This window comes from Lentzea tibetensis (assembly GCF_007845675.1).
GTDB classification, from domain to species: Bacteria; Actinomycetota; Actinomycetes; order Mycobacteriales; family Pseudonocardiaceae; genus Lentzea; species Lentzea tibetensis.
In genome coordinates this window covers 74,880-87,433 of record NZ_VOBR01000005.1, presented here as the reverse complement: position 1 = coordinate 87,433, position 12,554 = coordinate 74,880, and the positions used below count along the sequence as shown (strand labels likewise).

Sequence of the window (12,554 nt, the reverse complement as noted above, 5' to 3'; positions counted from 1 at the left end):
GGCGCGGCCTTCAAAATCACTTCTGCCAGGGCACCTGCGGTGAGGCGTAGTAGTTGATGCCCTGGATCTTGAAACGCGGACCGAACGCGCCCAGTCGGGGCGCGAACTGGCCCCAGTTCAGCGCGGACGACGGCGACCAGCCCAGCTCGGCCGCGACCGGCAGGCGCGGGAACGCCATGTACTCGATGTCCGCGGACGTCTTGATGGTCTCCGTCCACAGTGGAGCCTCGACGCCGCGCACTGCGTTCTCGCCGACCCCGCTGAGGTACGAGCCGGGGTTCCAGCTGTAGGCGTCCTTGACCTCGATGTAGCCCGCCCAGTTGAGGCCGAGCTTCGTGTTCTTGTTGTACTTCATGTCGAGGTAGATCTTGTTCGCCGGCGACATGACCACCTTGTTGCCGCGCTTGGCCGCCGCGGCCACGTCGGCGTTGGACGTCGTGGTGCCCCAGTACTGCGGGACGGCCGTGATGTCCTTGGTGGTCTTGATGAACTCGTGCCAGCCCGCGGTCGTCTTGCCGTGCTTGGCGACGATCGGCAGCACCTTGCCCATGAACTTCGCGAAGTCCGCGTCCGGCGTCGACAGCGCCTCGTCGCCGCCGATGTGGAAGTACGGGCCGGGCGTGATCGCGGAGATCTCGCGCACGACGTCGTCGACGAACTTGTAGGTGATGTCCTTGGCGATGCACAGCGAGCTGAAGCCGACGTCCGTGCCGGTGTAGAGCGGGCGCTTCTTGCCGTCGCAGTTCAGCTCGGCGTACGACGCGAGCGCGGCGTTCGTGTGACCCGGCATGTCGATCTCGGGGATGATCGTGATGTTGCGGTCCTGCGCGTAGGACACCAGGTCCTTGTACTGCGCCTGCGAGTACCAGAACTGGCCCTTGCGGCCGCCGACCTCGGTGCTGCCACCGATCTTGGTCAGCTCCGGCCAGCTCTTGATCTCGATCCGCCAGCCCTGGTCGTCCGCGAGGTGCAGGTGGAAGTAGTTGATCTTGAACGCGGCGATCTGGTCGATGTAGCGCTTGACCTGGTCGACGGTGAAGAAGTGGCGCGCGACGTCGAGCATCGCGCCGCGGTGGGCGAACCGCGGGTAGTCGACGATGCTCGCGCCCGGCACGGTCCACGGACCGGCCTGCTTCGTCTTCGCCTCGACCTTCGCCGGCAGCAGCTGGCGCAGCGTCTGCACGCCGGAGAAGAGGCCGGACGCCGTCTTGGCGCGGATCACGACGTTCTTCGGCGTCACGTCGAGCTGGTAGCCGTGGTCACCGACGCGGGCGTCCGCGCCGATCAGCAGCACGACACCCTCGGCGGAGACGCCCTGCTCGACCGGCAGCGCGAAACCCGTGGAGGGGCGCAGGATCCCGGCCAGGTACTCGGCGGGCTTCACCGCTTCCGGCGCGCCTGCCTGGATCTTGGCAGCGGCACCGAGGGTGAACGTGATGTCGGTGCGCGGCTGCACCTCGACAGTGGCGGGGACGAGCTCCTGCAACGACGAATTCGGGGCGGCGTCCGCCGTTCCGACGACCATTCCGCTAGCTCCGAGCACCAGTGCGACGAGTGCGGTCCGCACTCTCTTTGTGACCACTGCCATCCTCCTGGCCAGGGCGAAACCGGGCGGCGGCGGAGAGGCAACGGTTTCAGCCCCGGTTGAGGCTGTCAAGGTCTGAACCAATCGTCAGAACTTCGGTTTCCCGAGGTTCGCCCACAGCTTCGGGTAGCGCTCCTCCGTCCGCCGCATGATCGCTGTCTCGCGGCCGTGCAGCACGCCGAACGTGAACCCGTTCTCGTCGCCGGCGCCGAGGTGCCGCAGCACCGGTCGGGCCACGTAGGCGTCCTGGTGCTCGCCGAGCAGCGTCTGCACCTCCTTGGCCTGCTTGCGGTAGGACTTCGCGGCCTTGCCGAACACCGGGCCGGACACCTCGGTGGCGTACCGCAGGCGCTTGGCGGACTTGCGGCAGTCGTGCAGCGCGAGGTCGCGGTCGTTGCCCGCGTCCAGTTCGAGCGCGTGCTCGGTGCGTTCCTCCAGCCGCCGGTACGCCTTCGTGATCAGGCCGGGGAGCACGTCCCTGGCCGGCTCGCCCGCCAGCTCGGTGAGAGGCGGGTCGGCGAGGAGCCGGTCGATCCCGTCGAGGAGCTCGAAGTACCTCGGGCTGTCCAGCGCGGCGATGGAGTCCTTGTGCGCCTTGGCCTCCAGCGGGGCGAAGTACCGGGTGAGGCGGGCCGCGACGTCGCCGAGCACGATCTCCGGCTCCAGCTCGTGCATCGCGTCCTCGAACCGCATCCGCAGCACCTCGAGGTCGCGCGACTGCCCGAGCGCGTTCGAGACCCACTTGAGCTCGTCGGTCAGCTCTCGCGTGCGGTCGCGGTCGACGACCTTGCCGAACGCCTGCAGCGCGCTGCGCATCCGCCGGGTCGCGATGCGCATCTGATGCACGGCGTCGTGCTCCTGGCGGCGCACCCGTGGGTCGTGGTGCTTGAGCGCGGCGGTCTGCTCGTGCAGGTACGCCAGCACGACGTCGCCTGCCGTGGCCTTCCGGCCGGCCTTGGGCGTCTTCGGCTTCTCGCCGATGCGGTCGCCGAGGAGCTGCGCGAGCTTCGACGACGAGCTGGACCGGTGGATGCCCGCGTCGCCGAGCCGCTCCTCGACCGTGTCGAGCAGGTCGGGCGTGCCGCTCTCACCGAGCTCGACCTCGATCTCGCGCCACGTGTTGATCGTGGTCGACGAGCCCATGGTCTGCGCGGTGACGACGTCGTCGACGACCTCGACGAGCAGCTGGCCGTCGCTGTCGACGAGCTGCCAGCGCTTGCGGCTGGTGTGGATCTGGGCGACCGGCCCGAGGTCGGCGCCGCGGGTGTGCACGCGCACGAGGCTCGCCAGGTCCTTCGGCGGCTTCTTCGTGGCGCGCCCGAGCGGCAGCCTCAGCTCCTCGCGCGTGTCGTTGACCTTGGGCAGCTTGAGGTGCCAGCCGGCGTCGTCGCCACCGGTGCGCCTGCGCAGCGTCAGGCCCGCCCTGGCCAGGCGGAGATCGTCGGTGTCGAAGTAGACGGCTTCGAGATCGAGCTGCTCCGGACCGGCCTCGGCGGCCACGCCCGGCACGTGACTCAGCTCGGGCAGGTTCGTGCCGGAGGCGGCCTCATATTTGCGTTCGGTCTCGTTCATCGAGGTCGTCATTTTGTATTCATACCTCGTTTTGGCGCAGTTCACATGGGGCCGTGACCGTGCGTGATGATCGACTGCCCTGTGCGGGCGGATCCGCTCTCACGTCCGCGTGGTTTTGTTGATCAACACCCGGAACGCCGCTTTCGTGGGGTTCGCTGGTGGCGTGCCAACGGAGAAGGAACGGCTCGACGCGGTCGAGCCGAAGGTCGCCACCCTGATCAGTCACGTCGCCCAGCTGGCCGACGAGCTCTCGCGCGTCACCGCGCGCCTGGTCGTGCTCGAACGACGGCTGTCCGGAGCGGGCGACGGCGACGTCGCCGCGCTGGACTCGGTCGACGAGTGCGCCGCCCTCGTGTCCGCGCTGCGCGCGGCGTGGGACGCCGAGCAGGAGCTGCTGGCCGAGAAGGTGCGGGTGGCGCTGCGCCAGGAGGTCGCGGAGTTCGAGGGCATGAAGAGCCGCCTCGCGGCACTGCGCGCCAAGCTCGGCGGCCGCGGCGTGTCCCGCTACGAGCGCGACCACCTCGACCACGAGGCCCGTCAGCTCGAGTGGCAGATCGGCGCCTCCGAGGCGAGCTTCGCGTCGGCATCCGACCGGCTCGCCGCCGACGAGGACGCGTCCACCGAGGACTGGCGCCAGGAAGCCGTGGTGGCCGGCGACAAGGCGCGCGCCGAGATGCAGGACTTCGCCGCCGCGCGGGTCTCCTCGGCGCTGGGTGCTTCGTTGAGGATGCCGGTGTGGTTCCGCGTTGGCGTCGGCGAGATCACCACGCCCGACCCGGCTCCTTGGCTACGGGCCGCCGTTGCGCTCGTGGCGTATCGGCTCGAGTACGGCGTGGATGATCCGGTGAACCCGCTCGGGGCCGTGCCGTCTGCGTCGTCCGGGTCTGCGGCCTGGGTTCGGCGGACTGAGGTGCACGCCGACATCGTGTCCCAGTTGGCGTCGTTGAGTGCTGTTTTCCGGTTGCAGTAGCTGAGTCTTGGGTGTTTCGGGGTGGGGTGGGGGGGCCTCGCTGATCACCTCACGGTCGCGGCAAGGCTGCGCCTGATCAGCGAGGACCTCCCCACCCCCGGCCCTTCGGATGCGTGGGATCGTTCGGCCGCCGGGTGGTGGGCGGGGGCCGCGCGCGGGGGGCAGGGCGGGGGTTGGCGGTGCGGCGGGCGCTCTTTTCTTTTGGTACCTGCCGGTTTCGTCGGGCTCCCTTGGTATCTGCCGGTTTTGGCGGTGCTCTCTTGGTATCTGCCGGTTCGCTGGTGCTCTCTTGGTGCCCGCCGGTTCGCTGGAGCTCCCTTGGTGCGTGCCGGTTGGGTCGGTGCTCACTTGGGATCTGCCGATTGGGCGGTGCTGGCCTTGTTCGCGCCGGTTTTGGCGGTGCCGTCGTGCCCGCCACGCACCTGCCGGTTCTCGCTTTGCCCGCCTCCGCTTCTGCGGGCGCGGAGTTGTCGGTGCTGGCTGAGAGCATGGATCGGGGGGTTCTCACGTGCGGGGGACGCCTGCCTGAGCGCGGCCGAGGCCCAGCAGGCGACCCGGCACGTCGACACGCCGAAACCTGCGCCGTGTGCGCGCACCGCTGTGCCCCTGGCGAGCCCAGCACCCCAGCGGATCAGCGCCCGAGTCAGTCCGACTCACACCGAGCGGGCCGACGCTCGCCAGCAGGGCGGCGGTGTCGGCGGGCAAGTGGAGTCAGCAGGCGGCGAGCATGCTCGCCAGTGCGTCGTGCTCGGCCTGGTCGATGGTGAGCTTGTAGGTGTTCTTCACCTGCACCCAGTGCGTGGCGTAGGTGCACCAGTAGGACCGCACCGGCGGCTTCCACTTGCCGGGGTCCTGGTCGCCCTTGGACCTGTTGCTGGCAGCGGTTGTCGCCAGCAGCTGGATGCCGCCCAGGTCGTTGGCGAACTTGGCGCGGTCGTCGTCGGTCCACTTGTCGGCGCCCGAGCGCCAGGCTTCGGCCAGGGGCACGGTGTGGTCGATGTCCACGTCGCCCGCGTCGGTCACCACCACGGCGTCGTAGGGGCTGGTCCACTTGCCTGCGGTGGCCTTGCAGCTCTTGTCGGTGCGGACGTCCGCGCCCTGGCGCTGGAGCACGATCTCCCTGGTGTCGCAGGAGTTTCCCTGTGAGCTCCAGTGCGGGAAGCGGTCGCGGCTGTAGCCCGCCATCTTGCCCTCGGGGGCGATGGTCAGCGTCGAGAGCTCAGCGCTGCCGGTTCCGGTCGGGGCCGGCGGCGGGGTGGACTGCAGGTCGCTGAGGTACCAGGCCAGCCCGACGAGCAGCAGGAACACGAGGAGGCTCGTCACCGCGGCACGATTCATGCGCCCAATGATCAGCGATGCGGATCACGGGGTGATCACCAGGGGCCTTCCGTGTGGTGGCGGTGTGGCGTCGATGCGAAAGATTGCCGCCCGTCAACCCCGAAAGCATGACCCTCACGAGGAGAAAAGTGTCCGCTATCCCTTATACCCAGGCCGCCCCCGCTCCCGTCAAGCGTCCGGGGGTGTTGACCGCCGGGTTCTTCGCCTCGCTGCTGTCCGCGCTCGCCGGCATCGGCGGTGCGATCGCCATCTTCATCGGTGGCAAGAAGATGGTCGCCGAGCTGGCTGTCGAGACCATGGGTGGCGAGCTCGGCTTCACGCCTGAGGACATCGGCAACGCCGCGTTCGACGAGATCTTCGCCGACGCGTACCAGAAGCTGGCGGTCCGCGCCGGGCTCGTCGTGTTCTGCTGCGGCCTCATGCTGATCGCGGCGCTGCTGCTGCGCAACGGTGGCCTCGGCGGCCGGGTGTTCTTCACCGTCGTGCTGCCGCTGTCCGGGCTGGCGTGGTTCGTCGTGCTGCGCGACATGGCGCCGACCGTCACCAAGGCCGGTGGTGCCATCAGCCTCGTGGTCGGACTGGTCGCGGCCATCCTGATCTGGCTGCCCGCGGTCAACAACTACGCCGCTGCCCGCAAGGCATCCAAGCGGTGAGCCCCCGCCGGGCGGGGCTGTCACGCGTTGTCGATGCCGTGCCAGCCCCCGCCCGCGAGACCGAGCAGGATGCGCTTGGTGATGGTGGTCTCCGAATCCTCGGCGTCGCCGGGCTCGTCGACGATTCCCAGATCGTGCAACGGGTTCGCGTGCTCGCCGAGCAGTGCGATCGCCTCCGAGCGCGCGGTGCGCGCGCTGTCCAGGTCGAACCGGAACAGGTGGCTCAGCGCCACCTCGGCGAACGCGAGGGCCGTGTGTCCCGGCTCCAGGTCGCGGGCCAGCTCCAGCGCGGTGCGGCTGCGGTCGAGGGACTCCTCGAACCGGCCCAGCCTGCCCGCCGCGATGGCCGCCATCCGCAACGCGGAAGCCTGGCCGTGGCGGTCGTTGGTCCCTCCGAAGTGGACGGACGCGTCGTCGGCCATCGCCAGCGCCCGCTCGTGGTCGCCGCGGACCGCGGCGACCTGCGCCAGGCCCAGCAGCGCGCACGCCTTGCCCTGGTCGTCGAGCGACGACTCGCACTCCGCGAAACCGGCCTCCGCCTCGTCGTACCGGCCGCGCGCGTAGTGGATCAGCGCGATCGAGTAGCGCGAGACCGGCTCGTCGACGCCGTCGTGCAGCGCGGCGAGCTCGTTCCACGCGCTGTCGTGCCACAGCAGCACGCTGACCCGCTCCATCAGCAGCCCGGCCTCCGGCCAGCCGCGGTGACGGGCCAGCTCGGCGATGGCGATCAGGTTCGCCTGGTCGGCGGGCAGGCTGGCGGTGAACGGCACCGGCTCCACCTGATCGGCGAGCCGCGCGATCAGCAGTGTGCGCGGCACCTTGCGGGCCGCGGCGTCGGTCAGCGCGAGCGCGACCCGCACCAGCGAGCGCTCGGCGCCGTGGTCGTCGGAGTCGGCGTGCTCCCGGCCGTACAGGCGGAGCAGGTCGTGCATCCGGTGGTGGAGCTCGCCGGTCGCCTCCAGCAGCGACGCCTCGACCAGCTCCTCGACGACACCGTCCGCGTCGTCGACCTCCAGCAGCGCCGCCACCATCCACGTCGGGATCGAGCACTGCCACAGCATGCCGAGCCTGCGGAACGCCTTGCGCGCCAACGGGCTCAGCGCGTCGTAGCTCAGCGAGAGGCTCGCCCGCACCTGCAGCTCGCCGACGGACAGCTCGTCGAGCCGCTTGCGCTCGTCGTCCATCCGGTCGGCGAGGTAGCGCAGCGACAGGTGCGGCCGCGCGGACAGGCGCGTCGCCGCGATGCGCAGCGCCAGCGGCAGGTTGCCGCACATCGTCGCGATCCGGTCCGCGGCCGATGCCTCGGACGCGACCCGGCTGCTGGACGTCACGCGCGCGAGCAGCATGCGCGCGTCGTCGTGGGAGAGCGGCGTGATCCGGAAGACCCGCGCGCCGGGCAGTCCGCTGAGCCGCTTGCGGCTCGTCACCAGCACCGCGCAGCCCGGCGTGCCGGGGACGAGGTCGCGCACCTGCGCGATGCTCGCCGCGTCGTCCAGCACGAGCAGCACCCGCCGGTCCGCGAGCCGCGACCGCAGCGCGGCGGCGCGTTCCTCGACGAGCTCGGGGATCGCGGCACCGGAACACCCGGCCGCGCGCAGCAACGTCGCCAGGATCTCGCCGACGTCCTTGCCCGCGAGGTGCGCGAACAGCTGGCCGTCGGGGAACTCCGCGCGCACCTGGTGCGCCACGTGCACGGCGAGCGCGGACTTGCCGACACCCGGCTCACCGCTCAGCACGACGACCGGCACGGTCGCGCGCGTGAGCAGGGCGCCCGAGGCGGCGTCGATCTCGTCGCGGCGGCCGGTGAAGTCCGGCGTGTCCGGCGGCAGCTGGCACACCGGGAACGTGTCGTCGCCGCGCAGCACCTGCTCGTGGACGCGCTGCAGGTCCGCGCCCGGCTCGACGCCGAGCGCGTCGACGAGCGTGTTGCGGGTCGCGCGGAACACGGCGAGCGCGTCGGCCTGCCTGCCCGTCGCGCACAGCGCGAGCATCAGCTGGCCCGCCAGCCGTTCCCGCAGCGGGTGCTGCGCGACCAGCACGCCCAGCTCGTCGACGACCTCCGCGTGGTGCCCGACGGCGAGCTCCAGGTCGACCCGGTCCTCGACCAGGTTCAGCCTGATGTCCTCGAGCCGCACGATCTCCGGCTCGAGCGCGGGAACCGTCAGGTCCGCGAGCGGACGGCCGCGCCACAGCGACAGCGCCGTCCGGAAGTGCGCGATCGCCCTGGCCGCGTCGTGCTGACGTGCGGCTTCACGCCCGGCGCGCGCGTGTTCCTCGAACGCCTGGAGGTCGAGCGAGTCAACGTTGTCCACCTCGAGCTTGTACCGGCCGTCGTGGTGCTCGATTCTGACGTCGAGCCGTTCCCGCAGCCGGGACAGGTAGGTGTGCAGGTTGGACAGGTACGACTTGGGTGGCCTGCCTTCCCACAACGCGTCGATGAGGTGGTCCACGGACACCTGCTGACCCGCGCGCATGAGCAGCACCGCCAGCAACGTCCGCTGGTGCCGCCCACGCAGCGCGATGGGTCTTCCCTCGTCATCCATCACTTCGAGGGAACCGAGTACCCCAAATTTCACGCGGGGGACTCTAGACCTTTCCTCTTCGTCACGGGCGGGAGGTGAGGTATCCGCCCATGTGGGTGAAGTACTCCTGCGCGGGGAGTTCAACACCATCGGCCGTCCGGACGCGCTTCACGAGCAACGCGCGGCTCCGGCCGCGGCGTGCCTCGGCGCCCGCGACGATCGCGACGCCGTCGCCCTCGCGGTAGAAGATCCGGCCCGGCGTGCCGCCGTAGACGGCCGCGGACACGTCCGCCTCGACGATCTCGAGCCGCTGGCCCTTGTGGAAGCAGAACGCGCTCGGGTACGGCGCGCACTGCGCCCGCACGAGCCGGTCCAGCTCCTCGGCGCTCCAGGTGAAGTCGACGCGGTAGTCCTCGGGTGCGCGCTTGTGGAAGAAGCTCGCCTTCGACCGGTCCTGCTCGGCGAAGTCCGTCCTCCCGGACGCGATCTCGTTCAGCCCGTCGACGGTGATCGGCCCGAACAGCGCCAGCGTCTTCTCGAACAGGATCGCGGTCGTGTCGCGCGGGCCGACCGGGACGGACCGCTGCAGCACGACGTCGCCTGCGTCGAGCGTGTCGTCCATCATGTGCGCGGTGACGCCGACCTCCTTCTCGTCGTTGATCAGCGCCCAGATCAACGGCGAGAAACCCGCGTAGGACGGCAGCAGCGAGTCGTGCACGTTCAGCGTGCCGTGCTTGGGGAGCGTGAAGACCTGCGGCGGGATCCAGGTCCGCCAGTTCGTCGCGACGATGACGTCCGGCTCGACCTCCTTGAGCTTGGTCAGCAGCTCCTGGTCGTCGGGGCGCTCGCGGACCACGACCTCGACGCCGTGCGCCGCGGCCAGCTCGGCGACCGAGTCGTTCCAGATGGTCTCGTAGCCGTCGGGGTGGGTCACCACCAGCACGACCTCGTGCTCGGAGTCCAGCAGAGCCTGCAGCGTGCGGTGGCCCCAGGTCTGGTAGCCGAACATGACGACCCGCATGGGGGTGCCCCTTTCAGGTAGGCGTCGGGTACGGTCAGGCTAACCTAACTCTGGGCTTGTTATTTAGCTTAGGCTGCCCTAAGTTCGGGAATCATGGTTCCGATCTACGACCTCGTCGGCATCGGGTTCGGCCCCTCGAACCTGGCGCTCGCGATCGCTCTGACCGAGCACAACGAGCACGCCGAGACCCCGGTCACCGCGGTGTTCCTGGAACGTCAGCAGACGTTCGGCTGGCACCGGGGCATGTTGCTGGAAGACGCCACCATGCAGGTCTCGTTCCTCAAGGACCTGGTGACGATGCGGAACCCGGTCAGCCGCTTCAGCTTCCTGTGCTACCTCCAGGAACGCGGCAGGTTGATCGACTTCGTCAACCACAAGAACCTGTTCCCGCTGCGCGTCGAGTTCCACGACTACTTCGAGTGGGCCGCAGCCCAGGTCGACGACCTCGTCGCCTACGAGTCGGACGTGGTGTCCGTCTCGGCGCTCGCGGACGACCTGTTCGAGGTGGTCACGGCCTCCGGTGAGCGGTACCGCGCGCGCAACCTGGTGTTCGCGACCGGACTCGTGCCCGAGGTCCCCGACGGTGTCGCGCTGTCGGACCACGTGTGGCACAACAGCCAGCTGCTGCACCGCGTCTCGTCGCTCACCGCCCCGAAGCGCGTCGTCGTGGTCGGCGCCGGCCAGAGCGCCGCGGAGGCCGTGGCGTACCTGCACCGCGAGTTCCCGGCCGCCGAGGTCTGCTCGGTGTTCTCCCGCTACGGCTTCAGCCCCGCCGACGACAGCTCGTTCGCGAACCGGATCTTCGACCCGGCCGCGGTCGACACCTACTACTCGTCGCCGGACGCGTTCAAAGAGCGGCTGATGGCGTACCACCGCAACACGAACTACTCGGTCGTCGACACGGACCTCATCGACCAGCTCTACCGCACCGCGTACCGCGAGAAGGTGCTCGGCCGCGAACGCCTGCGGTTCCTCAACGTCTGCCGCCTCGACGCGGTCACCGAGACCGGCACCGGCGCGCGGGCCGTCGTGCGCTCGCTCGCCACCGGCGCGCTGGAGGTGCTGGACGCGGACGTCGTCGTCCTCGCCACCGGCTACCGGGAGGCCGACCCCACCCGCCTGCTGGGCTCGCTGGCGGCCACCTGCACCCGCGACGACGCGGGCCGCTTCGCCGTGGCGCGCGACTACCGGCTGGTCACGTCGCTGCGCGGCGGCCTGTACCTGCAGGGCGGCACCGAGCACACGCACGGCATCACGTCGTCGCTGTTGTCCAACGTCGCGGTGCGCTCGGGTGAGATCCTCGACTCCGTGCTCACCAACACCACCTCACGAGTGCTCGCCTCGGCGTGATCCTCGACCTGAAGCTGACCGGCTGCCGGGTCCTCACGATGGACCCGGCGCGCCCGTCCGCGACCACGATCGGCGTGTGGCAGGGCCGGATCGCCGGCCTGGACGACGAGGTCGCCGACCTGCCGGCGCGCGAGACCGTCGACCTCGGCGGAGCCGCCGTGCTGCCGGGCTTCGTCGACGCGCACACGCACCTCGCCTGGAACGGCCGGTCCCGCCGCACCGTCGACGTGTCCGGGTGCACGTCGGTGGCGGAGCTGCTCGCGCTGCTGGACGCGGCACCGGACGGCGAGTGGGTGGAGGCGTCCGGCTACGACCGGCGCGCGCTGCCGTTGACCGCGACCGACCTGGACCAGGTCAGCCGCGGCCGGAAGATCTACGTCGCCGATCTCTCCGGCCACGCGTGCGTGGTGAACTCGGTGGTGTTGAAGGAACTTCCCGGCATCACCTCCGACGGCTGGCTGACCGAGGGGGACCAGCTCGCCGCGCGGTCGCTGCGGCTGCCGTACTCGATCGACGAGGTCGTGGAGGACCTGCGGGCCTCGGCGGCGCAGGTGCTGTCCGAGGGCGTGACCCTGTGCGCCGAGGCGGGCGTGGGTACCGGGCTCATCGGCAGCACGCCCGTGGAGATCGCCGCCTACCAGCGGGCCCGGCTGCCGGTCCGGGTGCAGCTCATGGTGTCCGCGACGGCGTTGCACCCCGTCGGCGCGCACCCCGCGGACGGCATCGGGCGCGCCATCGACCTCGGGCTGCACACCGGCTTCGGCGACCCGTTTCTCTCGCTGGGCGCGCTGAAGCTGTGGACCGACGGCGGGATGATGGCGCGCACCGCCGCGCTGACCGCCCCGTACGAGGGCACGGCGAACATCGGGCAGCTGCAGGACGATCCCGACGTCATGCGGGCGCACATCCTCGACGGGCACCGCGCGGGGTGGCAGCTCGCGATCCACGCGATCGGTGACCGTGCCGTCGACTTCGCCCTGGCCGCGGTGGCCGAGGCGCAGGCGTTGCTGCCCCGGCCGGACGCCCGGCACCGGATCGAGCACTGCGGGCTCGTGCGGCCGGACCAGGTGGAGCGCATCGCCGCGCTGGGCCTGATCCCCGTTGTCCAGCCCGCGTTCCTGTGGGCGTACGGCGACGACTACGCCGAGATCATGGGCGCGGCTCGGGCGCCGTGGATGTACCGCGGGCGGGCGTTCCTCGACCACGGCATCACCGTCGCCGGCAGCTCTGACCGGCCGGTGGTGGACGGGGCTCCGTTGCGGGGCATCGAGTTCATGGTGTCGCGCACCTCCTCCGGTGGGCGGGCCGTCGGACCTGACGAGGCCGTGTCCGTCGAGGAAGCCCTGACCGCGTACACGCTGGGCGGGGCCTACGCGTGCCGGATGGAGCACCTGCTGGGGAGCGTGACGCCCGGCAAGCTCGCCGACTTCGTCGTGCTGGCCGAAGACCCTCGTGAGGCGTCGAAGATCGCGGACGTCGAGGTGCTCGCCACGCTCGTGGGCGGGGAGTTCGCTCACCGCCGTTGAGCACGGCGAGCACCTCG

9 protein-coding genes are annotated in these 12,554 nt (G+C 70.4%); 4 read left to right on the top strand and 5 right to left on the bottom strand.

Features of this window, described 5'->3' with window-relative positions; genetic code table 11:
* Positions 1-16 precede the first annotated feature (16 nt).
* Positions 17-1,588 carry a beta-N-acetylhexosaminidase gene (locus FKR81_RS08895; protein WP_146350497.1) on the bottom strand — a complete coding sequence of 524 codons (1,572 nt, stop codon included), beginning with the start codon at positions 1,586-1,588 and terminating at the stop codon, positions 17-19.
* A gap of 84 nt (positions 1,589-1,672) precedes the next feature.
* On the bottom strand, positions 1,673-3,157 hold the full coding sequence (locus FKR81_RS08890; protein WP_235921404.1) for a CYTH and CHAD domain-containing protein: 1,485 nt from the start codon (positions 3,155-3,157) through the stop codon (positions 1,673-1,675).
* 163 nt (positions 3,158-3,320) lie between these two features.
* Between FKR81_RS08890 and FKR81_RS08885 the strand changes: the two genes are divergently transcribed.
* The gene (locus FKR81_RS08885) at positions 3,321-4,127 is read left to right on the top strand and encodes a hypothetical protein (protein ID WP_146350495.1); all 807 of its coding nucleotides are present in this window, start codon (positions 3,321-3,323) and stop codon (positions 4,125-4,127) included.
* 711 nt (positions 4,128-4,838) lie between these two features.
* On the opposite strand, the gene FKR81_RS08880 is transcribed toward FKR81_RS08885, so the two are convergent.
* On the bottom strand, positions 4,839-5,465 hold the full coding sequence (locus FKR81_RS08880) for an HNH endonuclease family protein (protein ID WP_146350494.1): 627 nt from the start codon (positions 5,463-5,465) through the stop codon (positions 4,839-4,841).
* Positions 5,466-5,647: 182 nt separating this feature from the next.
* Between FKR81_RS08880 and FKR81_RS08875 the strand changes: the two genes are divergently transcribed.
* Positions 5,648-6,118, top strand: a complete 471-nt coding sequence (locus FKR81_RS08875; RefSeq protein WP_146350493.1) for a hypothetical protein — start codon at positions 5,648-5,650, stop codon at positions 6,116-6,118.
* Positions 6,119-6,138: 20 nt separating this feature from the next.
* Here FKR81_RS08875 and FKR81_RS08870 read toward each other — a convergent pair whose 3' ends face one another.
* Positions 6,139-8,661, bottom strand: a complete 2,523-nt coding sequence (locus tag FKR81_RS08870) for an AfsR/SARP family transcriptional regulator (protein WP_186762862.1) — start codon at positions 8,659-8,661, stop codon at positions 6,139-6,141.
* A 61-nt stretch (positions 8,662-8,722) separates the two neighbouring features.
* Positions 8,723-9,661, bottom strand: coding sequence for a methionyl-tRNA formyltransferase (locus tag FKR81_RS08865; RefSeq protein ID WP_146350491.1), 939 nt, complete (start codon positions 9,659-9,661; stop codon positions 8,723-8,725).
* A gap of 93 nt (positions 9,662-9,754) precedes the next feature.
* Here FKR81_RS08865 and FKR81_RS08860 point away from each other — a divergent pair, with 93 nt between their 5' ends.
* Together FKR81_RS08860 and FKR81_RS08855 are read left to right on the top strand one after the other, a co-directional pair.
* On the top strand, positions 9,755-11,011 hold the full coding sequence (locus FKR81_RS08860; protein WP_146350490.1) for a lysine N(6)-hydroxylase/L-ornithine N(5)-oxygenase family protein: 1,257 nt from the start codon (positions 9,755-9,757) through the stop codon (positions 11,009-11,011).
* Positions 11,008-12,537, top strand: a complete 1,530-nt coding sequence (locus tag FKR81_RS08855; protein WP_222598201.1) for an amidohydrolase — start codon at positions 11,008-11,010, stop codon at positions 12,535-12,537. Before FKR81_RS08860 ends, FKR81_RS08855 begins: the two co-directional genes overlap by 4 nt.
* Positions 12,538-12,554: the final 17 nt, after the last annotated feature.